Origin of the sequence: Campylobacter concisus (assembly GCF_003048835.2) — a bacterium.
GTDB classification, from domain to species: Bacteria; Campylobacterota; Campylobacteria; order Campylobacterales; family Campylobacteraceae; genus Campylobacter_A; species Campylobacter_A concisus_D.
The window spans coordinates 1,714,408-1,739,689 of sequence record NZ_CP060705.1 but is presented as its reverse complement, the minus strand read 5'-3'; the positions used below and the strand labels follow the sequence as shown (position 1 = coordinate 1,739,689).

The window sequence follows — 25,282 nt, the reverse complement described above, 5'->3', positions numbered from 1 at the left end:
TTACCTTTCGCTAACTGAGCTAGCTTTTGCCCTATCTTTTGCATCTAGCCAGATATTTGGCACAGCTCCACCAGGGGTTAAGAAAATTTTGGCATCTTTATTCTCTTTAAGAGCGTCGTTAAATCTATTTTGTGTCTCGATCTGTTTTAAATTTAGTAAATTTTGATCAACACTTTTTGCGATCTCTTTGTTTGCATACGCAGTCGCGTCAGCCTCTATCTTGATAGCATCAGCCTTACCCTTTGCCTCGATGATAGCAGCTTTTGCAGTACCTTCTGCGAGGGCAGCTTGTTTTAGAGCCTCTTGATTTGCACGCTCAACCTCGTATTTTGTCCTCTCAGCCTCTTGTTTAGCGATCTGGACACGCTCGATCTGCTCTTTTACCTTTGAAGGCAAGATGATCTCACGAAGCTGCACTGTTAGGAGCTCGACTGGCTTGTTTGGCTGTGAGTCAATGTCTTTTCTTATGCCCTCATCTATCTGCCTTGCTAGGTCGTTTCTCTTAGTTGGTAGCTCTTCGGCTGTGTATTTACCAGCGATGCTGCGAACCACGTCGCGCACGACAGGATCAACGATCTTGCTCTCCCAGCTAAGACCCCAAGATGCGATAGTTTGTGGTGCATTTTCTGGATTTAGACGGTATTGCACGGTGATATCGATGCTAACTGGTAAATTTCTAGCGTCCAAAACTGAGATAGAGTTTTTGCGTAAAATTCCAGCTCCTTGATAAGACTTTTGCAAGCTCTCGCCCATATCTTCGCCTGAAGTGTAGTTGATGATCCTAACTCTAGTATCAACTACGATGATATTTTGGATAAATGGCAAAAAGAAGTGAAAGCCTGGTTGCAGAGGATTTGGCTCATATTTACCCGCTGTGGCTTTGATGCCGACCTCGCCTGAGTGTATCACTTTAAATGGCTGAGTGATAGCAAGGATCGCGATAATGGCGATTATGATGTAGGCTAGCGCACCAAATTTGCCAAAGCCGCTTGGTATATTTGGCATTTTAAAATCCTTTTTAAAAGGTGGCTCTTTGTCATTATTTTGACCTGAGCCCCTATTGTCATTACCTGGCTTTTTTTTGTTGAAATAATCATTTAAATCAGCGGGCATTTCGTTCCTTTAAATCTTAAATATATGTTAAAAATGATTCGTATTTTTTGTTTAGACCATAAACTACGTCAAAGTAAGCTTTTTGTAGTCTCTTTGTCACTTCGCCTCTAGCACCATTGCCGATGATGCGATTATCTATGCTATTTATCGGTGTTACTTCGGCTGCCGTACCTGTGAAAAACGCCTCGTCAGCTGTGTATGCCTGATCTCTTGTGATGCGCTCTCTTCTTACTTCGATGTCAAGATCGTGAGCAAGTCTTATGACTGTATCTTGAGTGATGCTAAGTAGGCTGTTGTCATTTGGTGGAGTGATCAATGCGCCATTTTCAACAATGAAGAAGCACTCACCTGGCCCCTCAGCTACAAAGCCCTCGCTATCAAGAAGTAGCGCCTCGTCGTATCCAGCCTCTTTTGCTTCGTAGTTTGCCATTTGAGAGCTTAAGTAGTTTGAGCTAGCTTTTGCTCTGTTCATTTGAGCAGCAGGAGCTAGTTTGGCAAAGCTTGAAATTTTAACCCTGATGCCTTTTTCTAGACCCTCATCGCCAAGGTAAGCACCCCATTCCCATGAAGCGATAGCAGTTTGAACCGGTGCTTTTGTGTGTGCTACGCCCATCACGCCGTATCCTAAAAAGATAAGTGGGCGGATATAGACGTTGCTGTTATATTTGTTTGCGCGAAGTAGTTCGATCTGCGCTTTTTCAAGCTCTTCTTCTGTGTAAGGCACGTTTAAAACGGTCATTTTTGCTGATCTTAAAAGTCTTTTTGTGTGGTCTTTGAGTCTAAAAATAGCTAGACCTTTTTTTGTTTTATAAGCTCTTGTGCCCTCAAATACAGCATTAGCGTAGTGCAAAGAGTGAGTTAGAACGTGTACTTTTGCATCGTCCCATTTTACTAGTTTTCCATCCATCCAGATGAATTCTGAAGCGTTCATAATTAAACCTTTCTTTTTTAGAAATTTGATCCGAGTTTATCTAAAATTGCTTTAAATTTACATTTCTAAGCCCAAAATGTCCGTAAATTTTAGGCTAAAGTTACTTATCTAAAAGCTCTTTTATCGTCTTTGCCATCTCATCGATCGACGATGCTGCGCTTAAATTTATCAGATACTTGCCGCTTACCACAAAGGCTGGCACACCGCTGATACTTGCTACGTCATAAGAGGCAAACCACTCGTTTAAAAGCTCTTTTGCGCGCTCTGAGCTTAGCGCTTTTTCATACTCGTCTTTACTCACGTGAGCCGCATTTAGCGCTAGATCGATAAATCTTTGCTTGTCTTTGCCGTCATTAAAGTCATCTTTTTCATCGTGCCTTGCTTTGTAGATCGCAAATTTAGCTTGCTTAAATTTAGACTCATCGCTTAGCAGATCAGTCCCATTTGCCTCATCTATCGATATAAGAGCGGCGAAAATTTTACTTGTAGTCTCGCCAAGCTTGCCTTTGGTGCTTAGGTGATATGGGATAAATTTGACCCCATCAAGCTTTGCCATCAGCTTTCTTGTGATAGTTCGGTCAAATTTATAGCAGTGAGGGCAGTCGTAGCTAAAGACCTTGACGACTGAGTTTTTAGGCACGTTAAGCGGTTTTGCTAGAGTTTGATACTCAACGCCTTCAGTCAGTGCTGATAAATTTAGCGCAAAAAACGCACTTAAAATTAGCATTTTTATAAGCTTCATCTTTTCTCCTTTAAATTTTGTTATGACAAATTTTACCATTGTGGTTTTACGTCTTTGATACTTTCGTAATCAACGCCGTTTATTAGACGCTTTCTACTTGCGTTAAATTCACCACTTATTAGGCTTCTTGAGGCATTGTATTCAAGTGGTTTTACGCCAATAATATCAGCAAAAGTATGAATGATGTCATCGCTCATAAATTTATAATCTTTTGCATTTTCAAGTTTTTGCCAAATTTCAGGATATCTTGCTTTAAATTTATCAGTACCTATAAAAATGAGTGGAATTTCTAAAACAAAGCGGTTTGTTATGCCGTGTTCTAATACATTGTCTTTTTTAAATAATGTCTCACCATGGTCTGAAAGGTAAACTATTAAGGTTTCATCGTCCTTAAAAAATTTGTAAATTTCGTTTATTATGTGGTCATTATAGAGTACGCTATTTAAGTATTGTGCAACAATCTGTTTTTGTTTGTCGTTTAGATTGGCTTTTAAATCATTTTCACTAAATTTATTAAATTCTTTCGGATATCTAAACTTATATTTGAAATGATTTCCTATTAAATGAATAGTGTAAAAATTCAGCCCATTGGTGTTTTGTTTTTCTTTTAAAATTATAGGCAGGAGTACCCCGTCTGTACTTTTACCGGCATAGTTCCAGTCTGCAGCAAATTTATCTGAGAAAAATATAGTGTCACATCTTTTAGCGACACTTGCGTGTGGCGATAATATGGTAGCACTTACACCTTCTTGATTGCTTATCCAAGATGTTTTATATCCTGATAAACTAAACATATCAACTATATTTAAGCTCTTGCTCCAAGGCTCTTTACTTTCATAGTTTGAAAAATTTAAAACTTTGGCAAGAGAGCCGTTTGTATAAGTATCTGGGGAGATAGTATTTGTGTATATGATTGCATTGCCACTTTGTTTTAGCGCTGTTAAATTCGGTGTAGTTGGCAAGCCAAATCCATAAACACTCATCTCGTTTCTTTGCAGGCTTTCGCCTATTATAAAGACTATATTTGCCACTTGGTGCTCCGTCTTTATATTTTGATTTGCTTTTTTAGACTCGTCGTAGTCCTCTAATATTTTTTTATTACTAATTAAAAAGCTATCATCTAAAAGATATTTTTGAGCTATAAAGACATAGTTTATGAGGATATGTTCTGAAAGTTTACTTATAGTTTTATCTGCTTTGTTTGACTTTAATTTCATTACTGATGTGGTAAAAAATATGGCTACAAAAGCTAGATAAATAACTGATAATATAACGATAGTTTTTCTACCAAGATCCTTAAAATTAGCCTTTTTATATCTTAACATCACATAAAAAATGATAGTTAGTAGTATGGCAATGACCAGATATTTAACCTCAAAAAAGGTCTGAAAAAATTCACTAGCCTCATTGGGATTTGTATGTACTACACTATCGATTATTGCTATATTTATATCTGTTTTTAGGCTTGTTAGGGTAAAAAAGTTTATAAAGCATAGCACAAAAATAATTAGCGCATAAAATAGATAAACACCCTTAAAAAGCCTACGAGTTATAAGGTATATGAGGTGAGTTATGACTAAATTTAATAAAAATATAGTAGTAAAACTTCTTACCATATGCATAAGAGCTATGCGGTCAGTGCCTTCAAAAAAGTAAATTTTATAGACACTCGCGACAAACATCACAACCGTTGTAACCACAAATATATTTATAAATGGACTTTTTATAAGCGTGTTAAAAAAATTAGTCATTTTTTACCTTACTTCACAAGATCAGCTAGCACTTTTGCGGCGTGGTCTTTGGCTTTTACACTTTTGTAAATTTTAGCTATCTTGCCGTCTTTACCGATCACAAAGGTGCTTCTAACGATGCCAAGATACTCTTTGCCGTAGTTTTTCTTGACCTGCCAAACGCCATAAAGCTTTGAAATTTCTTTATCCTCATCGCTTAAGAGGATGTGCTTTAAATTTTGCTTTGCGATAAAGCCCGCATGCGACTTCATGCTATCTGGACTAACGCCGATGATAACGGTGTCATTTTTGATGAACTGATCGTAGTTTGCGCTAAATTCGCAAGCCTCAGTCGTGCAGCCAGGAGTGTTGTCCTTTGGGTAGAAGTAAAGAACCACGTTTTTGTCTATAAAGTCCTTTAGTGCGACCTTTACGCCGTCTTGATTTAGCGCTTCAAACTCTGGCGCCTTGTCGCCAACCTCAAGTGTTATCTTTCTTTCCAAGTCCGCTTTACTAAATTCGCTCATTTTATCCCCTTTCTCTTATCTTCTACGCTCTCGCCTGCTACGCCGATATTGCCAGCATCGTGAGTTTCTAAAAATATCATAACCGCCTCTTTTTTCTTGCCAAGCACCCTCACAAGCGTATCTGTCACCTCTTGAAATACTTGATCTTTCTGCTCTTTTGTCGGCTCTGGGCCTGCTATTTTGATATTAACATAAGGCATTTTTACTCCTTTTTTAAGATGCAAAATATTAGCCAAAATGAGTGAAATTTCAGATTAAAGCCGTTATTTAAGAATTTGGCATTAAAATAAGCAAACTTCCAAAAGGAGCGAAAATGGATTATAACAGGCAAAATAAGGGCTTTGTTTGCTTTATGTATGGCTTTGGACGAAGCAGGGCGGTTTATGCAGTTTTAATGATACTAATGGCACTTTTAGCTGGCTTTTTAACACTTAGCTCAAGCGCTCAAGCTGACGTTTCAAATTTACAAATAGCCCTTGGCATCATACTTTGCGGCCTTTTGCTGATCATTGTAAATCCAAAAATTTTCATCATCAAGCTAATTGGCTACTTAATCGCTTTAGCTGGCGTCATGATCGCCCTTCACAACGCAAATTTGCTCGGAGCTGATTTTAACTTATATTTTTACGCAAGCCTTATTTTTGGCGCATTTATGATGCTTATGCTTCTTAGCTGGTTTGTCTATAATGCAAGAAGCAGCGAAATAAATGAAATTTAGTTCGCCACTCCCATTAGTACGCTTGTGTAGGTGTTTTGCTTAGGCTCTGAGCTTGTTGCATCGTTCATATTTATGCGGCCAGCCTCAAGCCCAGCTTTTATAAGTGCCTCTTTTACCGCATTTGCACGCTCATTTGCAAGCTCTACTAGCTTTGCTTTATCGACCTCGATGCCCTTTAGCGCCTCTTCTCTTAAGGCTTTTTCGCTTCTATCTTTTAAATTTGGCACAAGCTCATTTAAAACCGCGATGTAGTCTTTGCCGCTTGAAGCGATGATTTGATTGATCTTTTGATCTAGTTTTTTGTTTTTATAAAAGCTCTCATCGAGTTTTGAGTATGTTGGCGTTATACTAAGCTTCATTTTAGGTTTTGAGCCAGTTAGCTTTATAAAATCAGCTATCTTAGGAGCTTCTGAGCTTATAAGCTCGCTACTTCCTGCAAGAAAATCAATAGAGCTAAGATCTTTGTTGCCAAGTCCTAGGGCGTTGCCTAAAAATCTAAATGGAGCTAGCGTGATGTCGGCAAAGAGCTTTTTCACTGCAGCCCAGATGACGCCGCCATATTTAAAGTCAGGATCGTCTAAATTTCCCTCAACTGGCAGATCGATGTTTATTTGATTATTTTGATCGCTAAGTATCGAGATAGCAAGTGAAAGTGGTAAATTTACAGCATCTTTTGACTCAACCTTCTCTCCAAGTGTAAGTGAGTCAAAATTTATAAAATTTGAGCCATTTAGTTTTGAGTCGGTGACGCTATAGTTTAGGTTTAAATTTAGCTTGCCTTTTTTGATCTTATAGCCCACAAACTGCCCGCTATAAGGTGTCACGTTAACTAGATCGATATCTTTAAAATCAAGCTTTATATCAGTATTTTGCTTTAGCTCAAATGGAAAGAGCTTTGCAGTGATCTGAGCAAAGCCATTTTTGCCAACCACACCTTGAAACTCGCCTGAGCTTGGGCGCTTTTTATCGATGTCGGTGAGCTTGCCATTTAGCTTTGAGATCGTTGTGGCAAATGGCATAAATAGCGATGCGTCCGAGAAATCAACCTCGCCATTTTTTAGAGAGAAATTTTTCACGCTAAATTTTAGCTCGCCCTCTTTTTTGCTAGCTATTTTTTTGGTCTCAGGTTTTGCCTCAGTTTTAGCTTTATTTTTATCCTCTTTTACGATCTGAGATAGGTTAAATTTACGCTCTTTGCTTAGATGAGCCTTGATAAATGGCGAATTTAAGCTCACTCCGCTTATGGCAAGGTCATTTTTGGCAAATGAAATTTTTTCAAGATCTAGGCTTTTAAAGGCGATTAGTTTTTCAGCTTTTTTGCCATTTAGCCTTATGTCTTTTATGCTAACTTTTGCGTCTGCTTTGATATCTTTTGCGTAGCTTATCTCAGCGCTACTTTCGAGCTGTCCACTAGCTAGATCGGCCTCTAAAAAGGGCTTTGCATAGGCAAAATACTTTGGTAAATTTGTATCATTTAGCTTGATTTTAGCGCTTACATCAAGTGGCTCGATCTTTATCTTCGAATCAACATCCAAATTTAGCTTTTGCGAGCTCTTCATCGCCACTTTTGCGTCAAATGGCTTGCTAAAATCACTACTTAAATTTGCTACTTTTACAAAAAGATTATCAAATTTATGAGCGATCTTCTCGCCTTCAAAAAGATGCGTTAAAATGATGTCTGCGTTATTTACACTTATATTTTTTACATCAAATTTAAACTCATTTTCTTTGCTTTTTGAAGTGCTTTTATTTTCAACCTTTTTCTCTACTTTTTTAGTGTGTTTTGCCGCTTTTGCAGGTTTTGTGCTCTGCTCGCCAAATCCTAGCTCACTTACAGCACTTAGACCATTGTCGTTTAGTTCTGAAGTAAATTTAGGCTTATTAACATCGACACTAGCGATATTTAGAGCCATTTTTAAAAGATCAAAGCTTATGCTCTTTATCGCCACATCAGCAACGCTTGCTATATCTTTATTTTTTGCTTTAAGCTCTATGTTTTTTATGTTTAGCTCATCAAGGCTCGCAAGGCTCTTGTTGCCATCCATTGTAAAGCTTGTATTTGTCACGCCAGCGCTTGCTACATTTGCATTTGCACTTTTGCTAAGTGGCGCGTTGATGCCGTTTAGTGCTATTTTTTCAAGCGTTAGGGCGGTTTTGTTATTTACTAAATTTAGATTTAAATTTGAAGCGTTTATATCTTTTAAATTTGCTAAATTCCTATCTGCTTCATCTATTTTTAAAGCGTTTGCACCTACGCTTTTTAGCTTGGCTGTGGCGTTTAGTTCGCTTTTTTCATTTAAATTTGCAAGCAGCGAGATCTCATTTAAATTTAGTGATTTTACGCTCGCAGCGATAGCACTTTTAAAAGAGATGTCATTTAAATTTATAGCGCTTAAATTTAGCGCAGCCTCCGTTTTATCCGCTATCTTGCTATCAATGTCAAATTTTGGAAGCTCTAGCTCGCCAAGGCTTAATTTATTTTCGCCCTCGTTTAAATTTAGCCCTTTTACATTTAAAAAGCCATCTTTTAAATTTATCTTAGTTGCGTTCTCGTCGGCATTTAAAGCGTAGTTTATCTTTAAGTTTATAATGGCATTTTTGAGATTTAACGTGTCATTGTCGATGAAGCTTATCGCAACTGGCTTTATGCTAAAGTCCTTTATGCTGACGTTACCCTCTATTTTTAGTGGATTTAGCTTGATATCGCCATTTAGATCGATCTTGTGTGCCAGGCTTGAGTTTGAGTCAAATATGTGACTACCTGCGCTATTTTTCTTTGTATTTAGCGAGCTAAGCTCGTAGTTTATATCATCAAAACTTACGTTAAATGGCTTTGTTAAATTTTGATCACTATACGAAAATGAGCCTTTGATGATTTTTGCGTTATTTAGTGCGAAATTTATCGAGCTAGTGCTGTTATCTTCGCTAGTTGCGTTGTCCTCGCTTATAAAATTGCTAAAGTTAAAATTTGCCTTTTTGTCTCTTGCGATCTTTACTTTTGGCTCATCTAGCCTAAAAATGTCTATCTCAACTAGCTTTTTAAAGATAGAAAATGGTTTTAGTTTAAGGTCGATCTGCTTCGTGCTAAAAAGCGGCGAAGTGGTGTTTAGCTCGGCATTTGTAGCGTTTAGCTCGAAGGTAAAGGGATTAAATTTAGCATCACTTACAAAAAGCGTTGCGTTGTAGTCTTTTAGGTACTTTGGCGCGATATTTTTGATAGCATAAGGCAGACCAAAAAAGCCAAGTAGCGTGTAGATAAGCAAAAGTGAAACTACGCAGATGCCAGTGATCAGAGCTATTTTTTTCTTTTTATCCATTTTGAAATTTACCTTTTTGTCAGCTAAAATAAGCCCTGATTTTACTTTAAAAAAGGTTAAAAGATAGTTAGAAATTTCAAATTTTCTATACATTAAATTTACATTTATCTTAATAATACTTTTATGCATTTCGTATTACCATTCGTCAAATATTTTTTAAACAAAGGAGCGAGTGATGAAGAGATTTTTGGCTTTATTGTTTTTGTTATTTTCTGCCTTTACTTATGCAAATGAAAATGCTGTTGTAGTCGCTATCGAGGAGCAAACACCTCGCATAAACCCACTTTATGACGAGGACCACGATCCTACGCTTTCGCTAGTTTTCTCGGGACTTACGAGCCACGATGAAAATAGTGCGCTTGTGCCTGAGCTTGCGAAGTCTTGGCAGGTGAGTGATGATGGATTGGAGTATATTTTTGAGCTAAGAGATGATGCGTTTTGGCATGATGGGGTGAAATTTAGCGCAAAGGACGTTAAATTTACCATCGAAGCGGCTCAAGATAAGAAGCTAAACGCCCCTGCTATCTCAAACTACGAGGTGGTAGAAAGCGTTGAAATTTTGGGTGATTATAAAGTTAAGATCACGCTTAGCGAGCCATTTCCGCCGTTTCTTGACGCGCTTAGCTTTGGCGTTTTGCCTGAGCACATTTTAAAGGGTAAAGATATCGCAACTGATAAATTTAACGACGCGCCTATCGGCACTGGTGCATACAAGCTTGTAAAATGGAAAAAGGATGAGAGCTTGGAATTTGCGGCAAATGAGAAATTTTATAAAGGCGAGCCAAAGATCAAAAAGGTATTTTTTAAAATTGTTGGCGATGAAAATTTAAGACTTGTGGGCCTAAAAAGCGGTGAGATCGACGTCGCACTCATCTCTCCAACAGGGGTAAATTTCATAAAAGATGATAAAAAACTTAGCTTGCTTAAATTTAAAAGCGCGGATTATAGGGCTTTGATGTTTAACTTTGAAGATCCTCTTTTTCAAGATAAAAATGTAAGGATAGCCCTAAACTACGCCGTAAATAAAGATGAGATCGTTAAAAGCTTATTTCACGGATATGCAAGCGTAGCGAATAATCCGATAGAAAAAAGCTTTGCAAATGACAGCGAGTTTAAATTTAGCTACGACCCTGCAAAGGCTAGGGAGCTACTTGAAAAGAGCGGCTTTAAGAAAAACAAGGCTGGCTTTTTTGAAAAGGACGGCAAAGAGCTTGGCTTTGATATCTACGCCTTTAATAACGATGTTTTAAGGATCAATCTAGCTAAAATTTTAAGCAGCGAGTTTGAGAAATTTGGCGTGAGAGCCAAAGCCTACGCAAAGCCAAGAACAGCCTTTAGCATAAGCAAGGTAGATAGCTTCGTGATCGGCTGGGGAAGCCCATTTGATCCAGACTTTCACACATATAGAATTTTTGGCGGATTTGCCGACATCGATGTCAATGAAAATGGCTGGAACTTTAGCCACTACAAGGACGCAAACGTCGATCTTGCCTTAAAAAACGCGAGATATACAAAGGACGTGGAGCTTAGGAAAAAATACTACAAAGAATTTCTAAAAGCGCTTTTTGAAAATCCACCTTACATTTTTATAGCCTATCTTGACTATCCGCTCGTTTTTAACAACAAAATTTCAGGCATAAAGACGCAAATTTTAGGCCACCATGGGGCTGGATTTTTATGGAACATAAGAGAGTGGCAAGTAAAATAGTGGATAAAAACTTTGTTTAGAGCCATTTTAAAAACAGCGATCTCAAGCCTTGGGTTGCTGTTTTTTATCTCATTTTTTCTATTTTTGCTCATATATTTTTTGCCAGGCAATGTCACTGACGCGATGTTTTTGCGAAGTGAGGCGGTGAGCGTGGCTGTAAAAGAGCAAATTTTAGAAAATTTGGGGCTAAAAGATGGCTTTTTTGTGCAGTATTTTAGGTGGCTGGCTCACTTTGTCACTGGGGACTTTGGCACTAGCTTTGTAAGTGGAGCAAGCGTTTTTTTACTCATTAAAGAGAGGCTTTTAAACTCGCTTATCTTATTTTTTGCTTCGTTTTTTCTGATAGTTTTTTTGTCATTTTTTTTGGGGCTTTTAAGTGCCATTTATAAAAATAAATTTGCCGATATCTTTATAAATTTTAGCTCCTTTTTACTAGCTTCATTGCCGCATTTTTACGTAGCACTAGTGCTAATAGCTATCTTTAGCGTCTATCTAAACGTGCTGCCAAGCTCTGGCGCAAACGAGCTAGGATCTAGCGGAGTAGGGGCTAAATTTATCATCTTGCCAACGCTTGCCATCATCTTGCCACACCTTGGCGCAAACGTGAAATTTGTAAGAGACAGGCTAAATCAAAGCCTAAATGCTGACTTTATCCAGACAGCTCACGCTAGAGGTTTGGGACGGGGCAAAATTTATCTCTTTGCCATAAAGCACGCAAGCACCGATATAGTCTATTATTTCGCAACCCTTGTGGCTGGCGTTTTTGCTGGCTCATATGTTATTGAGAGCATTTTTTCATTTCCGGGCATAGGCAAACTTAGCCTTGATGCAGTCATCGCTAAAGACTATCCAGTCGCACTTGCGACCATTTTGCTAACGGCTGTTTTTGTCGTTTTTGCAAATTTACTGGCTAAAATTTTCGCTATCTTGGCAGATAAGAGAAATTTATGAGAAAAGTCATATTTTTCTTAGCCTGTTTTGTCTTTTTGGTGCTTGTCACATTTGCCTTTGTGACGCCATTTTTTTCTAAATTTGAGCCAAATTTCACTGATTTTATGGCGGTAAATTTAGCCCCAAGTAGCGAGCATATCTTTGGCACTGACATCCTAGGCAGGGACAATCTCATAAGAGTGGCCTACGCGCTTAAAAACTCGCTTCTTATCTTGCTTTTAGCTGGCTTTTTAACGACGCTTTTCTCGCTCATCTACGCGTATTTTGGCACAAGCAAGAGCAGGATTTGCGAGAGCCTTTTTGACAAGGGACTTGATGCCTTTTTAAGTATCCCAAACATCGTTTTTATCATGCTTTTTAGCTCATTTAGTAGCGGAGATCTGCTCATAACCTCTTTTATCATCGCCATTTGCTCCTTTATGCAGGGCGCAAAAGTTTTTATGCAAAATTTAAGACTTAGTAAAAAGTGCGACTACGCCGAGCAAGCCGTGATAAACGGGGCTAGTAAATTTAGCCTTATCTGCTTTGAAATTTTGCCAAATTTAAAGCATTTAATAATTAGCATCTTTGGCATAAACGCGATAAACGCGGTCGTCATGGAGGCCACGCTTGGCTTTTTTGGCGTGGGTAGCGACGCAAATAAAATAAGCCTTGGCATCATGCTAAATGAGAGCAAAGAGGCGCTTTTTCTGGGCTCTTGGTGGATGGTGCTTTTCCCTGGCGTGACGCTCTTTTTGCTCATCCTTGCAACCTCGATCATCACGTCAAATTCAAAAAATGGCAATATAAAAATATGATAGAGATTAAAAATTTAAACGTTTTTTATAAGGATAAAAAGCTTTTGCGTGAGCTTGATTTTAGCATGAGCGAGGGTAAATTTATAGGTATCACGGGTGCAAGTGGCAGTGGCAAATCGCTCTTTGCAAAGAGTTTAATAAGGCTTTTTGATGATGATTTTAGAGTGAGGGCGGATAAATTTAGCATTTATAAAAAAGATATCTTAAAACTTAGCCAAAATGAGCTAAAAGAGCACCGAAAAAAGGTCGCTGCGCTCATCTTTCAAAACTCAGTTGCAAGCCTTCATCCGCTCTTAAACGTGGGTGATCACTTTAACGCCTATCTTGGTGGCGATAATAAATCAAATAAAGAGCTTGCATTTGCTTATTTTAGGGAGTTTGGGCTAGATAATGCAAATCTCATCTGGCACAAATACTCATACGAGCTAAGTGGCGGCGAGGCGAGCCGTGTGCAGATCGCTCTTGCGCTTTGCTTAAAGCCAAAAATCCTAATCTGCGACGAGATAACAAGCGGGCTTGATAGCATTAGCGGTAGCCACGTGGCGGGCATCTTAGAGAGTTTAAAGGGCAAGATGAGCGTCATCTTTATCTCGCACGATGAGGCGCTGACAAGCTATCTTAGTGATGAAATTTGGCAGATGAGAGATGGGCGGTTAAATTTAAAGGAAAATGCGTGAAAATCAGGCTTGAAAACGTCTCAAAAAGTTTAAGCTTTAAGGAGCATTTTAACGCTAGAGCTGAAGTTTTGCACCTTTTAGAGGGGGTAAGTTGCGAGCTTGATGATGGCGAAAATTTAGCCATTTTGGGGCAAAGTGGCAGTGGCAAAAGCACGCTTGCAAAGCTTATATCATTTAGCGAGCCAAAAAGTGGGGGCAAAATTTATATAAATAATGAAGAGATCACGGACAAAAATGAGCTAAAAAAAGATATCAGATATATCTTGCAAAACCAAAAACAAGCCCTAAATCCAGCGCTAAAAGTAAAAACCGCGATCGCTCATGTAAGATCATATCTTAAGCTTAGCTTTGGCGAAAATGAGCTTAAAGAGCTAATGGGAAATTTAAATTTAAAAGATGAAATTTTAGGCAAATATCCATCACAACTAAGTGGCGGTGAGGCGACAAGGGTTGGGATATTGCTCGCACTTCTTTCAAAACCAAAAATTTTAATCTGCGACGAGATAATAAGCGGACTTGACAACGTAACAAAGCAAAAGATCATAAATTTGCTTTTAAGCCTAGATGAAAAGATCAGCATAATTTTCATAACGCACGATATTTTAAGTGCGATGAAGATAGCGCAAAAGGTGCTAATAATCGAATCTGGCAAGCAAGTGGCGTGGGGTAAATTTGAGGATATCACAAGCCAAAATGTCCTTAAAAAATACCTCGACGCGGCTAAATTTTATGAGGGCAAACTTTGATATAATGCAAGCAAAAAAGGTCAAATTTGCTAGTTCATATCTGCTGCTCAGTCGATAGCCACTACTTTTTAGGGCGTCTACGAAAAGATTACCCAAATGAGCGAATAGTAGGCTATTTTTACGATCCAAACATACATCCATATAGTGAATTTTTACTGCGTTTTGAGGACGTGAAGCGAAGCTGCGAGAAGCTAGGCATCAAGCTAATATGTGGCGAATACGACTACGAAGCGTGGCTTGGTGGCACAAAAGGACTTGAAGATGAACCAGAAAAGGGCAAAAGGTGCGAATACTGCTTTGATTTTCGCATGAAAGACTCTGCTAAAAAGGCGCTTGAACTAGGTCTAGGCAAGATCACAACGACACTTTTGATGAGCCCAAAAAAGGACTTTTCTCAACTTAAAAAGGCGCTTGATGAGGCGGTGGCTGGCTCAAATTTGGAGGTGGTTGCGGTTGATTATAGAAAAAATGGCGGCACAAGCGAGCAGTTTATCCTCGCTAAAAAAGACAAGCTCTATCACCAAAACTACTGCGGCTGCGTCTTTGCGCTAAAAAAACAGCGTGACTCGCAAAATTTGCCCCAAAGTGAGCTAATGAGCGAACTACACGCAAGAGCACTTTATGGAAGCATAGAAGCTAGGCTTGCGCTTTACAAAAAGGTGCGTGAGTGCGAGGCGAGAGGTGAGAAATTTCACCTTTTTAGAAGGCGATTTTTAAACTACCGCCTTTTGCGCGCAAGCGTAAAATTTCAAAGCGCCGTGGTGCCAAGCTACTTTGTGCTCTACTCTGGCTTTAAAAGAGAGAGCTTAAAGCTAAATGTGGAGCTTGACTGCGAAATGGACGATGAGCTAAAAGAGGGCACGATATTTATGAGTATAGAGCGCTTTAATAAATTTACAAATAGCAAATTTAAAAGCGTTGATGAGCTTTGTAAAAAGCCGCTTGAGCTTAGAGCGGAGATGAAATTTCGCCGCAATATAAGCGGGGAGTTTTCACAAAATCCTATCATCATCCTAGACGAGGTCAAAAAGGGCAGCTATGAAATTTACGCAAAGGCTGTTTTTTACAACGACAGCGAAGAAATTTTGGTTTTAGAGGGCTAAATTTAGACCTATTAAGGCTAAATTTCAGAGATTTTAAAAGAGGCTAATAATTTTTTTCTTAGTATAAATTTGTTACAATCTGCCAAAATTTACATTACTAAGGCTAAAACGTGATAGACGTCGTAGAAATTCAAAAAATTCTCCCACATAGATTTCCATTTTTGCTTATCGATAGAGTTGTCGAGCTAGAGCCTGCGAAAAACATCGTCGCTTATAAAAATGTAACCATTGGCGAGCCGATATTTCAGGGGCACTTCCCAGGTCACCCGATCTATCCTGGCGTGATGATCATCGAGGGTATGGCGCAAGCTGGCGGCGTGCTAGCGTTTAAGAGTATGAGTGACGAGCATCAAGCTGGCATTGAAAACAAAGTGGTCTATTTTATGAGCATAGATGGGGCTAAATTTCGCCATCCAGTCCGCCCTGGAGATAGGCTAGAGTATAGATTAAATGTATTAAAACACAAAGGCAATATCTGGGTGCTTGAGGGTAAAGCATACGTCGATGACATGCTATGCGCCGAGGCTGAACTTAAAGCGATGATAGTCGATAAATAGGCTTTTGCTTAAGAAAAAGAGAAATAATGAAAAATATCCACCAAACAGCTGTTATAGAAGATGGAGCGATAATAGGAGATGACGCAAATATCGAGGCCTACGCATTTGTGAGCAAAGATGCGGTCCTTGGCAACAACGTCACGATAAAACAAGGCGCAAGGGTGCTTGGCAAGACGAAGATCGGCGATAACTCTCGTGTATTTAGCTACGCCATCGTGGGCGACATCCCGCAAGATATCAGCTATAAAGATGAGGTCGATACTGGCGTCATCATCGGCGAGCACGCAACTATACGTGAGTTTTGCACGATAAACTCAGGCACGCACAAGGGCGATGGTATAACAAGGATCGGCGATAACGCCTTTATCATGGCATATTCTCACATCGCACACGACTGTATCATCGGCAATAACGTCATTTTGGCAAATAACGCAACTCTAGCAGGCCACGTCGAGCTTGGTGACTACGCTGTTGTGGGCGGTCTTACGCCTATTCATCAGTTTGTTAGAGTTGGGGAAAGCTGCATGGTCGCAGGAGCAAGTGCGCTAAGTCAAGATGTAGTGCCATTTTGCCTAGCTGAGGGCAACAGAGCCTATATAAGAAGCTTAAATTTAGTTGGTATCAGACGTAGATTTGACAAAGAGCAGGTTGAAGAGCTTGTTCGCGCTTATAAATTTTTGTTTAATCAAGGCATCAGTCTAAAAGATCAAGCAAACGAGCTGATCGCAAAAACCAGCGACGAAAATGTTAAAAAAATGTGTAAATTTATATTAGAAACGACAAGAGGAATTCCGCTTGCAAAAGGAAGAGATTAATGGCTAGAAAGTGTAATTTTTGTGGCGAGGCTGAGTCTGCTGAGAGAAGGTTATTGGCAGATATCGAAGGAAACGCCTATATATGCGAGTATTGCATCAGTGCCGCATACGACATGATACATGGTGACACGAGTGTAGAAGAGAGTAAAAACGATGAGGCGATAGAGTATCAAAAGCTCACTCCAAAGGAGCTAAAAGCGGTACTTGATAACTACGTGATCGGCCAAGATAGGGCTAAAAAGGTCTTTAGCGTCGGCGTATATAACCACTATAAGAGAATTTTTAAACAAAGCGACATCAAAGACGACACTGAAATTTCAAAGTCAAACATCTTGCTTGTTGGTCCAACTGGAAGCGGCAAGACGTTGATGGCTCAGACTTTGGCGAGATTTCTTGACGTGCCTATCGCGATTTGCGACGCGACAAGCCTAACTGAGGCTGGATATGTCGGCGAGGACGTTGAAAATATCCTTACAAGGCTCTTGCAAGCTGCAAATGGCGACGTGAAAAAGGCAGAGCAGGGCATTGTTTTTGTAGATGAGATCGACAAGATCGCTAGGATGAGCGAAAACAGAAGCATCACAAGAGACGTTTCAGGTGAGGGCGTGCAGCAAGCACTTTTAAAGATCATCGAAGGAAGTGTTGTAAATATCCCACCAAAAGGCGGCAGAAAGCATCCAAACCAAGACTTTATCCAGATAGATACGACAAATATCTTATTTGTTTGCGGCGGTGCATTTGACGGACTTCTTGACATCATAGAGCGCAGGGTTGGCAAAAATGTACTTGGTTTTAACCAAGAAAAACGTGGCAAAAATGAAAAAGAAAATTTACTAAGCTTGCTTGAGCCAGACGATCTTGTAAAATACGGCCTCATCCCAGAGCTCATCGGCAGACTTCACGTGGTGGCTACTTTAAATGAGATAACAAAAGAGGATATGGTTAAAATTTTGACCGAGCCAAAAAATGCGATATTAAAACAATATCAAAAGCTCTGTGCGATCGATGGTGCTACACTTAAATTTGATGATGAGGCGCTTGAAGAGATAGCGAGCCTTGCTATCGAGCGAAAGACTGGAGCAAGAGGGCTTAGAAGCATAATGGAAGAGCTTATGACAGATATAATGTATGATCTGCCAGAGCTAAAAGACTACGATATCGTGATCTCAAAAGAGACGGTAAAAGACAAGGCAAAGCCGATTTTGGTAAAGCACAATAAATTAACAGCGTAAAGGAAATAGATGTTTTTAGATCAGGTTATAGGTTTTTTCTCAAGTGATATGGGTATAGATTTAGGTACGGCAAACACTTTGGTTTTAGTAAAAGATAAGGGAATAATCATAAATGAACCATCGGTTGTTGCAGTAAGACGTGAAAAATATGGAAAACAAAAAATTCTAGCAGTCGGCCACGCTGCAAAAGAGATGGTGGGAAAAACTCCTGGCGACATCGAGGCGATAAGACCGATGAGAGATGGCGTTATCGCGGACTTTGACATGACAGAGAGGATGATACGCTACTTTATAGAAAAGACTCATAGAAGGAAAAATTTCTTACGCCCAAGGATCATCATCTCAGTTCCTTACGGACTTACTCAGGTTGAGAGAAAGGCTGTTAGAGAGAGCGCATTAAGTGCTGGTGCAAGAGAGGTATTTTTGATAGAAGAGCCTATGGCAGCAGCTATCGGAGCAAATTTACCAGTTCGCGAGCCACAAGGCAACCTTGTAGTTGATATCGGCGGTGGTACGACTGAGATCGGTGTCGTCTCACTTGGTGGTCTGGTAATATCAAAATCTATCCGCACAGCTGGCGATAAGATAGATAGCAGCATAGTTAATTACATAAAAGAAAAATACAACTTACTAATAGGCGAGAGAACAGGCGAGGAGATAAAGATCGCTGTGGGCTCTGCTGTGCAGCTTGAAAAAGAGCTAAGCGTAGTGGTAAAAGGACGCGACCAAGTGAGCGGTCTTTTAAGCAGGGTTGAGCTAACAAGCGAGGATGTGAGAGAGGCGATGAGAGAGCCGCTAAAAGAGATCGCAGACGCGCTTAAAACCGTGCTTGAGATGATGCCGCCTGATCTTGCCGGCGATATTGTGGAGACTGGTATCGTGCTAACTGGCGGTGGGGCGCTTATTAGAGGGCTTGATAAGTTCTTATCTGATATCGTTAAACTTCCAGTATTTGTAGCTGATGAGCCGCTTCTTGCTGTTGCTAGGGGTACAGGCAAGGCACTTCAAGAGATCGGACTTTTACAACAGCTAACAAATGAAGAGTAAGATTGTTCTTTTTGTTTTTATAGCGTTGCTTGCTGGCGCTTCGATGTTTAAGGGCGAAATTTTAAGCAACATCTCTATCAAATTTAGCAACTACGCTATAAATTCATATGACAATTTTGCCAAAAGCGTGAAAGATTATATAAATGAATATTTTAGGCAGGCTAGCGAGATAGAAAGGCTAAGAGCGCAAAACAAAGAGCTAGAGCGTTCAGCCACGCTTCTATCTACTTTTGCAAACGAGCTAAATCAAATTTTAAAAGATAAAAACTCAACCGCTTACGCCCCAGCTGTAAAGCTAGTAAAAGGGCTTAGTTACGTGCATATCGGGGATTATAATAAAATTTGGATAAGCGAGTTTGAAGGATACGACCCAAATAAAATTTACGGTCTCATATATCAAGGAAGCAGTGCTGGCATCGTCATTGCAAAAGACGGCAAGCCACTAGCTTACTTGCAAAATGACCCAAAAAGTATATTTGCAGTCTATATAGGAAATGAGAAAATTCCAGGCGTCGCGCATGGAAATCAAGGCCAAATAATGGTGAAATTTATCCCACAATGGCTCAGCCCAAAAGAGGGCGACGAGGTCTTTACGAGCGGGCTTGACGGGATATTTTTTAGTGGAGTGCCAGTAGGGCGCGTGAGTAAAATTTTAAAAGAGAGCTCCTATCAAAGCGTGATAGTTGAGCCCTATGCGAAGCTAAACATACCAAACTACCTATACGTTGTAACAAAGGAAAAATGATGCCAAAAAGAACAGATATAAATACCATTTTACTAATCGGCTCAGGCCCTATCGTCATCGGTCAAGCCTGCGAATTTGACTACTCAGGCACGCAAGCAGCCAAGACGCTAAAAGAGCTTGGATACCGCGTAGTGCTCATCAACTCAAACCCAGCCACCATTATGACTGACCCAAATTTCGCTGACGCAACGTATATAGAGCCTATCACAAAAGATAGCATTTTAAAGATCATCGAAAAAGAAAATATTGATGCTATCTTGCCAACTATGGGCGGTCAAGTGGCGCTAAATGCCGCTATGGAGGTCTTTGAGAGCGGCCTTTTAAAGGATGTTAAATTTCTTGGTGCAAACCCAGAAGCGATAAAAAAGGGCGAAGATAGACAAATTTTTAAAGCGACTATGCAAAAGATCGGCATGGACTTGCCTGAGAGTAGATATGCCTACAATATGGACGACGCGCTAAATGCGGCAAACGAGATAGGCTTTCCACTCATCATAAGAGCTAGCTACACGCTTGGTGGCGCAGGAAGTGGTGTGGCTTATAATATGGACGAATTTAAAGAGCTAGCCAACACCGGCCTTGATGCAAGCCCGATACATGAAATTTTGATAGAAGAGAGCTTGCTTGGCTGGAAAGAGTACGAGATGGAGGTCATCAGAGATAGAAATGACAACTGCATCATCGTCTGCTCGATCGAAAATTTCGACCCAATGGGCGTGCATACAGGAGATAGCATCACAGTCGCACCAGCACTCACACTCACAGATAAAGAGTATCAGGCTATGCGTGACGCTAGCTTTGCCATACTTCGCGAGATAGGCGTTGATACTGGCGGCAGCAACGTGCAGTTTGCCATAGACCCAAAAACTGGCCGTATGATCGTTATCGAGATGAACCCACGCGTTAGCCGAAGCTCGGCGCTTGCCAGTAAAGCTACTGGCTACCCTATCGCAAAGGTCGCGACACTTCTAGCAGTTGGTTTTAGCCTAGATGAGATCAAAAACGACATCACTGGCACGCCTGCTAGCTTTGAGCCGGTGATTGATTATATCGTGACAAAGATCCCACGCTTTACATTTGAGAAATTCCCAGGATCAAACCCATATCTAGGCACTGCGATGAAGTCAGTTGGCGAGGTTATGGCGATAGGTAGGACATTTAAAGAGAGTATCCAAAAGGCGCTTTGTAGCCTAGAGCGTGATCTTTGCGGATTTAATAGCCTTAGCCTAGAGAAAAACGCTTTGATTTATGGCATCAGAAATGCAAATGAGAGAAGAATTTTATATCTAGCACAAGCTTTTAGAGATGGCTTTAGTGTGGCTGAGGTGCATGAGTTTAGCAAGATCGATCCTTGGTTTTTGGAGCAAATTTATGAGATAGTTAAATTTGAAGATAAGATCGACATGGATATCTTAAACAACGAAGAGCTACTGCGAGAGGCCAAAAGTATGGGCTTTTCAGACAAGATGATAGCTGTGCTTATAAATGAAAAAGACGATCTTGAGCTTAGCCAAAATGATATCTATTTTGCTAGGCAAAAGCTTGGCATCGAGCTTGAATACAACGAGGTTGATACTTGTGCGGGCGAGTTTAAGGCGCTCACTCCGTATCTTTACTCAACCACAAATATCACTAAATTTCCTAAAAAAGAACCTGTAAAAGACGCTAAAAAAGTGATGATAATAGGCGGCGGACCAAATAGGATCGGCCAGGGCATAGAGTTTGACTACTGCTGCGTGCATGCAAGCTACGCCCTAAGAGACCTTGGCATAAAAACGATAATGTACAACTGCAACCCAGAAACCGTCTCAACCGACTACGACACCAGCGATATTTTGTATTTTGAGCCGATCGATTTTGAGCACGTTAGATCAGTCATCGAGCGTGAAAAGCCAGACGGCGTGATCGTGCATTTTGGCGGTCAAACTCCGCTTAAATTTGCAAAACGCCTAAGCGTGATCGGCGCTAAGATCATCGGCACAACCGCAAGAGTGATCGACGTGGCCGAAGATAGAAAGAAATTTAGCGAATTTATAAATAAAATAGGCGTCCTTCAGCCTAAAAATGACACCGCCACTAGCCTAGAAGAAGCCTTGCAAAAGGCTGCTACTATCGGCTACCCAGTGCTTGTTCGTCCAAGCTACGTTTTAGGTGGTAGAGCAATGAGAAGGGTGCATAACGAGAGTGAGCTAAAAGAGTATATGAGCGAGGCGGTAAAGGTTAGCAACCACTCGCCAGTGCTACTTGATAAATTTTTACAAGACGCAAAAGAGCTCGACGTGGACGCGATATGTGACGGCAAAGAGGTCTATATAGGTGCGATAATGGAGCATATCGAGGAGGCTGGAATTCACTCTGGAGACTCAGCTTGCATATTGCCACCGATAAGCTTAAGTGATGAAATGATAAAAAAAGTGGAGAGGCAAACCAGAGATATCGCGCTAAATTTAGGCGTTGTTGGCCTTATGAATATCCAGTTTGCCATCTATGAAAACGAGCTTTATATGATCGAGGTAAATCCTCGCGCGAGCAGGACTGTGCCATTTGTGAGCAAGGCCACTGGCGTGCCTATGGCAAAGGTGGCGACAAGAGTTATGTGGCAGGGAAATTTACGTGAGGCACTTAAATTTTATGATGATTACAAGGTCGTTTATGAAGATGGCGACATCTTAAAACCTCGTGTGAGCTCGCATGTTAGCGTAAAAGAGTGCGTGCTGCCGTTTAACAAGCTAAGTGGCGCCGATCTCATCCTTGGCCCTGAGATGAAGAGCACGGGCGAGGTCATGGGTATCAGCCACGACTTTGCAAGCTCATTTGCAAAGAGCCAGATCGCTGCGAGCAACACTTTGCCAAGCAAAGGCAGGGTATTTTTAACGCTAGCTGACGCTGATAAATCTTACGCACCAGACCTTGCAAGAGATCTCATAGCGCTTGGCTTTAGCGTCATCGCAACTGGTGGAACGCATAAAATTTTAACCGAAGCTGGCGTCGAAGCCGAGTTTGTCTATAAGATAAGCGAGGGCAGACCAAACGTCGAAGATAGACTAAAAAATGGCGACATAGCACTTGTTATAAATACAAGCGATACAAAATCAAGCGTGGATGACGGCAAAAAGATCCGCCAAAATGTACTTAGATTTAAAATTCCATATTTTACAACGATCCGTGCAGCACTCGCAGCTGCCAAGTCGCTAAGCACAGTTCAAACTGGCAAAGCACTTGAGGTAAAAAGCTTACAAGAGTATCTAAGCGAGAAATATTAAATTTAGTGGCAGTTTTGGCTGCCACTAGCTAAATTTCACTCTGATTTTTAGCTATTTTTTAAAGCGCTAGCAACCTTTAAAGCGCTTGCAAAGGCTAGATGTAGGTTATATCCGCCAAGCATACCGGTAATATCTAAAACTTCACCTATAAAATAAATTCCTTTTACACTTTTACTCTCTAAATTTTCATCTAAAAAATTAGTTTTCACGCCACCTTTTGTAACTTCAGCCCTTTCAAAGCCAAATGTCCCAGCTGGGGCAAACTCGTAAGCAAAAAGCCTTTTTATGATGCTTTTTTCATCATCACTAAATTCATAATAAGCTCTATCTTTTAAGCCAAAATTTCTTAAAAACTCCAGCACAAATCTCTTTGGCAAAGGCAAAACCGAGCTAAGCTGTTTTTTGCCATTTACTAAATTTTTCTCACTAAATTTAGGCAAAAAATTTATGCAAATTCGCCCATTTTGCCAAAAGAGTGAGGCATTTAGTATCGCTGGGCCACTTACGCCCCTATGTGTAAAAAGCAAGTCGCCGATAAATTTACGGCTATCGTTTTTGGCGTTTATCACTACCTCTGCGCTTAGACTAACGCCGCTAAGCTCTTTAAACCAAAACTCATCTTTTTGCACGCTAAAGCCAACAAGGGCTGGGGCAGGCATTGAGAGCTCAAGGCCAAATTCGCTAGCTACCTTGTAGCCAACATCGCTTGCGCCAAGTGCTTTGTAGCTTAGTCCGCCACTTGCGACGACTAAATTTCTAGCTCTAAATTTCTCATCTTTTGTCAAAATTTCAAAAATTTCATCTACTTTTTTAGCGCCGGCAACCTCTTTGTTATAAAAAATCTCTGCATTTTGCCTTTTTAAAAGCAGGCTCAAAACACTCTTTGCGCCGCTATCACAGAAAAATTGATTTTGCTTTTGCTCGCTAAATTTAAGCTCACCAAAAAATTTCAAAACTTGATCAGGGTTTAGTACTTTTAAAATTTGCTCTATAATTTTTTGCTTGCCAAGGTAGTTTTTGGCGCTTACAAAGCGGTTTGTGATGTTGCATCTACCGCCACCGCTTGCTAAGATTTTTTTGCCAGCGCTGCTGTTTTTCTCTAAAATGGCAACCTTTTTGCCTTTTAAATTTGCCCCTAAAAAGAGCCCGCTAGCGCCAGCACCAACGATGATGACGTCGTAGATCAAAACTTCAAGCTCTCTTTTAAAGCCGCCTCGCTTGTTAGGCGAGAGTCAAATTTGATCACTTGATTTTTCTCGTTTTTGTAATAATCCACCACGCCTTTTTGGCTGTTTAGAAGCTCTAAATTTAAGCTCGCTTCTGGGCTTAGGTAGATATTTTTAAAGATTCTTGGATCACTCAAGCTAAATAGCAAAACAAGCCAGATCACGCAAAGCACCACGCAGATGATGGCTAGCGTTTTAAAGTCAAATGCGTGCAGGACATATCCGCCAACGGCGCCTCCAGCGAAGCTGCCAAGGTAGCCAAATGAGTTAAAAACGCCAAGAGCGGTGCCTTTTTGTGAGGATTTTACAAACTTGGTCGCGGTTGATTGCATGATGGGCTCGTGCATGTTAAAGCCAACGAAAAATATTGCCACGCCAAGCACAAAGACAAAAAGCGTAAAGCTAAAGGCAAAAATGGCGTAGGTTAGCCCAAAAAGCAGCGTGCCAGCTATCAAGATGACCTTGCTAAGTCCCTTGCCGTCGCCTAAAAATCCAGCCAGCCCCATAGCCAAAAAGCCAAGCACGGCGCCAAGCGTATAGACCTTGTAAAGCTCACCACTTTCATAGCCATACTCTTTTACTAATATGATCGGGATCGCCAAGAATGCGATACTTGTAAGCATTTTTTGCATAAAAGAGGTGAAATTTATGATCATATAGTCTTTTTGTAAAAAGAGCTTGCCAAATGGCACTTTCTCGGCCTTTTCGCTCACTTTTATCTCTTTTGGCACGACGGTGTAGAGTAGCACCACGCAAAGTAGGCTAAGTGCGGCGCTAAAGTAAAAGAGGCTTGATAGGCCGTAGCTTCTAGCAAGTAGCGGCCCAAGCACCATAGAAAGCGTAAAGCTAAGCCCTATAAAAGCCCCCATGATCGCCATGGCTTTTGAGCGGTTTTCTTCTGTTACAAAGTCGCTTATCATCGCTGTTGCCACTGCTCCGACCGCTCCGATGCCTTGCAAAAACCTGCCAAATAGCATAGTGTAGATGTCGCTTGCTAGAGCGCAGACGATAGAGCCTACTACAAAGACCAAAAGGCCTATGGTTAGGGCTTTTTTGCGGCCTATCTTGTCTGAGAGTGCGCCAAAAGGTACTTGAAATATCATCTGTGAGATCGCATAGACGCCTACTATTAGCCCCACTAAAAATTCGTTCGCGCCCTCTAAATTTAGGGCATAGAGGCTAAGAACTGGCAGGACGATAAAAAGACCTAAAAATCTGCTTGCGATGATAAAAGATAGTGGCAAAACACTTTTTAACATAAATTTCCCTTCGTTTAAAAGCCTTAATTTTATCATTTTAACACTAATCTAAATTTAAAAATTTAATCTACTTTTATG

22 protein-coding genes are annotated in these 25,282 nt (G+C 40.5%); 13 read left to right on the top strand and 9 right to left on the bottom strand.

Annotated elements, in window-relative coordinates; genetic code table 11:
- The 6 genes from CVT08_RS08735 to CVT08_RS08710 all read right to left on the bottom strand — a co-directional run bounded on the left by CVT08_RS08735 (position 1) and on the right by CVT08_RS08710 (position 5,243).
- On the bottom strand, positions 1 to 1,113 hold the full coding sequence (locus tag CVT08_RS08735; protein WP_021088100.1) for a prohibitin family protein: 1,113 nt from the start codon (positions 1,111 to 1,113) through the stop codon (positions 1 to 3).
- A gap of 16 nt (positions 1,114 to 1,129) precedes the next feature.
- Positions 1,130 to 2,044, bottom strand: coding sequence for a branched-chain amino acid transaminase (locus CVT08_RS08730; protein ID WP_002939975.1), 915 nt, complete (start codon positions 2,042 to 2,044; stop codon positions 1,130 to 1,132).
- 100 nt (positions 2,045 to 2,144) lie between these two features.
- Entirely contained in the window at positions 2,145 to 2,786 is a 642-nt protein-coding gene (locus CVT08_RS08725; protein ID WP_087581387.1) for a thiol:disulfide interchange protein DsbA/DsbL, read from the bottom strand.
- A 32-nt stretch (positions 2,787 to 2,818) separates the two neighbouring features.
- Positions 2,819 to 4,537, bottom strand: coding sequence for a phosphoethanolamine transferase (locus CVT08_RS08720; protein WP_107855746.1), 1,719 nt, complete (start codon positions 4,535 to 4,537; stop codon positions 2,819 to 2,821).
- An 8-nt stretch (positions 4,538 to 4,545) separates the two neighbouring features.
- Positions 4,546 to 5,043, bottom strand: coding sequence for a thioredoxin-dependent thiol peroxidase (gene bcp / locus CVT08_RS08715; RefSeq protein ID WP_107855747.1), 498 nt, complete (start codon positions 5,041 to 5,043; stop codon positions 4,546 to 4,548).
- Entirely contained in the window at positions 5,040 to 5,243 is a 204-nt protein-coding gene (locus CVT08_RS08710) for a tautomerase family protein (RefSeq protein WP_107804964.1), read from the bottom strand. Before CVT08_RS08710 ends, bcp begins: the two co-directional genes overlap by 4 nt.
- A gap of 113 nt (positions 5,244 to 5,356) precedes the next feature.
- Between CVT08_RS08710 and CVT08_RS08705 the strand changes: the two genes are divergently transcribed.
- Entirely contained in the window at positions 5,357 to 5,761 is a 405-nt protein-coding gene (locus CVT08_RS08705) for a hypothetical protein (protein WP_103598422.1), read from the top strand.
- Here the strand turns inward: CVT08_RS08705 and CVT08_RS08700 are convergent.
- Entirely contained in the window at positions 5,758 to 9,078 is a 3,321-nt protein-coding gene (locus CVT08_RS08700) for a DUF748 domain-containing protein (RefSeq protein ID WP_107855885.1), read from the bottom strand. The two genes, CVT08_RS08705 and CVT08_RS08700, sit on opposite strands and share 4 nt — an antisense overlap.
- Before the next feature lie 175 nt (positions 9,079 to 9,253).
- Here CVT08_RS08700 and CVT08_RS08695 point away from each other — a divergent pair, with 175 nt between their 5' ends.
- The 12 genes from CVT08_RS08695 to carB all read left to right on the top strand — a co-directional run bounded on the left by CVT08_RS08695 (position 9,254) and on the right by carB (position 22,719).
- Complete coding sequence (locus tag CVT08_RS08695) at positions 9,254 to 10,786, top strand: ABC transporter substrate-binding protein (protein ID WP_107855748.1); 1,533 nt, start codon at positions 9,254 to 9,256, stop codon at positions 10,784 to 10,786.
- Between the two features lie 12 nt (positions 10,787 to 10,798).
- Entirely contained in the window at positions 10,799 to 11,737 is a 939-nt protein-coding gene (locus tag CVT08_RS08690; RefSeq protein ID WP_107855749.1) for an ABC transporter permease, read from the top strand.
- Positions 11,734 to 12,534 carry an ABC transporter permease gene (locus tag CVT08_RS08685; RefSeq protein WP_107855750.1) on the top strand — a complete coding sequence of 267 codons (801 nt, stop codon included), beginning with the start codon at positions 11,734 to 11,736 and terminating at the stop codon, positions 12,532 to 12,534. Before CVT08_RS08690 ends, CVT08_RS08685 begins: the two co-directional genes overlap by 4 nt.
- Complete coding sequence (locus CVT08_RS08680; RefSeq protein ID WP_107855751.1) at positions 12,531 to 13,211, top strand: ATP-binding cassette domain-containing protein; 681 nt, start codon at positions 12,531 to 12,533, stop codon at positions 13,209 to 13,211. Before CVT08_RS08685 ends, CVT08_RS08680 begins: the two co-directional genes overlap by 4 nt.
- Positions 13,208 to 13,957: an ATP-binding cassette domain-containing protein gene (locus tag CVT08_RS08675; protein WP_107860945.1), complete on the top strand. Its 750-nt coding sequence runs from the start codon at positions 13,208 to 13,210 to the stop codon at positions 13,955 to 13,957. Before CVT08_RS08680 ends, CVT08_RS08675 begins: the two co-directional genes overlap by 4 nt.
- A 26-nt stretch (positions 13,958 to 13,983) precedes the next feature.
- A complete protein-coding gene (locus CVT08_RS08670; protein ID WP_107855753.1) occupies positions 13,984 to 15,060 on the top strand; it encodes an epoxyqueuosine reductase QueH in 1,077 nt (358 codons plus the stop codon).
- 110 nt (positions 15,061 to 15,170) lie between these two features.
- Entirely contained in the window at positions 15,171 to 15,617 is a 447-nt protein-coding gene (fabZ, locus tag CVT08_RS08665) for a 3-hydroxyacyl-ACP dehydratase FabZ (protein ID WP_107855754.1), read from the top strand.
- A 26-nt stretch (positions 15,618 to 15,643) separates the two neighbouring features.
- Complete coding sequence (lpxA, locus tag CVT08_RS08660) at positions 15,644 to 16,432, top strand: acyl-ACP--UDP-N-acetylglucosamine O-acyltransferase (RefSeq protein ID WP_103607779.1); 789 nt, start codon at positions 15,644 to 15,646, stop codon at positions 16,430 to 16,432.
- On the top strand, positions 16,432 to 17,664 hold the full coding sequence (clpX, locus tag CVT08_RS08655; protein WP_103642398.1) for an ATP-dependent Clp protease ATP-binding subunit ClpX: 1,233 nt from the start codon (positions 16,432 to 16,434) through the stop codon (positions 17,662 to 17,664). The genes lpxA and clpX overlap by 1 nt, the downstream gene beginning before the upstream one ends.
- A gap of 9 nt (positions 17,665 to 17,673) precedes the next feature.
- Positions 17,674 to 18,711, top strand: coding sequence for a rod shape-determining protein (locus CVT08_RS08650; protein WP_002939972.1), 1,038 nt, complete (start codon positions 17,674 to 17,676; stop codon positions 18,709 to 18,711).
- Positions 18,701 to 19,456, top strand: coding sequence for a rod shape-determining protein MreC (gene mreC / locus CVT08_RS08645; RefSeq protein WP_087583513.1), 756 nt, complete (start codon positions 18,701 to 18,703; stop codon positions 19,454 to 19,456). The genes CVT08_RS08650 and mreC overlap by 11 nt, the downstream gene beginning before the upstream one ends.
- The gene (gene carB / locus CVT08_RS08640; RefSeq protein WP_107855755.1) at positions 19,456 to 22,719 is read left to right on the top strand and encodes a carbamoyl-phosphate synthase large subunit; all 3,264 of its coding nucleotides are present in this window, start codon (positions 19,456 to 19,458) and stop codon (positions 22,717 to 22,719) included. Before mreC ends, carB begins: the two co-directional genes overlap by 1 nt.
- A 47-nt stretch (positions 22,720 to 22,766) precedes the next feature.
- Here carB and CVT08_RS08635 read toward each other — a convergent pair whose 3' ends face one another.
- Positions 22,767 to 23,906, bottom strand: coding sequence for an NAD(P)/FAD-dependent oxidoreductase (locus CVT08_RS08635; protein WP_107855756.1), 1,140 nt, complete (start codon positions 23,904 to 23,906; stop codon positions 22,767 to 22,769).
- Complete coding sequence (locus CVT08_RS08630; RefSeq protein ID WP_107855757.1) at positions 23,903 to 25,204, bottom strand: MFS transporter; 1,302 nt, start codon at positions 25,202 to 25,204, stop codon at positions 23,903 to 23,905. The genes CVT08_RS08635 and CVT08_RS08630 overlap by 4 nt, the downstream gene beginning before the upstream one ends.
- Positions 25,205 to 25,282 lie beyond the last annotated feature (78 nt).